Genomic DNA, 254 nt, shown 5'->3' with positions numbered 1-254 from the left:
CTTGTTCGTTGGAGCCGTGCATGACCGCCTCGATCACGGCGCTGGAACCTTCACGCTCGTTCAAGTCCGCGGCTTTCAGCGCGATCAATGCCTGTGCCTCATCGGCCGGCAACCCCAGCACAAACTTCAGGAAGTCCCCCAGATCCTCGCGCCAGTCCCCCGCTTCTGCCGTGCCCGCCACGTAACTGTCGATCAGCCCGGCAAACGCAACCGTTTCACCCCGGGATTCCAGTTCGTGAGCGACCAATTGCGTC

General features: G+C 62.2%; 1 protein-coding gene. It reads right to left on the bottom strand.

The window, feature by feature from the left end:
• Window positions 1–254, bottom strand: a 254-nt coding sequence (locus SB772_RS43365) for a hypothetical protein (RefSeq protein WP_410838944.1), incomplete at both ends; no start/stop codon positions are given.

The sequence above is a fragment of the Paraburkholderia sp. SIMBA_030 genome (assembly GCF_046535245.1).
Classification (GTDB): Bacteria; Pseudomonadota; Gammaproteobacteria; order Burkholderiales; family Burkholderiaceae; genus Paraburkholderia.
Note: the sequence above shows the minus strand (reverse complement) of the source record. Positions and strands in the feature narration are given on the sequence as shown.